The sequence below is a fragment of the Saezia sanguinis genome (genome assembly GCF_003991585.1).
GTDB classification, from domain to species: domain Bacteria; phylum Pseudomonadota; class Gammaproteobacteria; order Burkholderiales; family Burkholderiaceae_C; genus Saezia; species Saezia sanguinis.
The window spans coordinates 1-357 of sequence record NZ_PQSP01000030.1 but is presented as its reverse complement, the minus strand read 5'-3'; the positions used below and the strand labels follow the sequence as shown (position 1 = coordinate 357).

Sequence of the window (357 nt, the reverse complement as noted above, 5' to 3'; positions counted from 1 at the left end):
CCGGTGTGCTCGCGAACCGCCTCGGTGATCCGCCGCTGAACCGCACAGCCGATCTCGGCGGCCGGCCGGCCGGCGGCGATCGTGATATCGGCGGATACCACGAGCCCGGCCCCGGTCTGCCGGATCCGGATACCGCCGGCCGGGGCCGGTTCGGTACCGGTCCATCGTTGCCGGCCCGTGCGCACGACCGTGTCCAGCAATCCGCGGACACCGGGTTCCAGCCGGACCACTCCAGGTGTGTTCGCCGCGGCGTGGGCGGCCACCGCGGCGATCACCGGTGCCGCCACGATCACCGTGGCGCGGGCGGCCGTCATCGGTCGCCTCCCGGGCCGGGGCCGTCCGCGCCACGGTGATCGT

General features: G+C 75.1%; 1 protein-coding gene. It reads right to left on the bottom strand.

The genetic code is table 11. The annotated features are described in order from the left end of the window. Window positions 1–314 (bottom strand): Asp23/Gls24 family envelope stress response protein (locus CUZ56_RS14860; RefSeq protein WP_126981197.1); only part of this gene is annotated, 314 nt, incomplete at its 3' end. Between the last annotated feature and the right edge of the window lie 43 nt (window positions 315–357).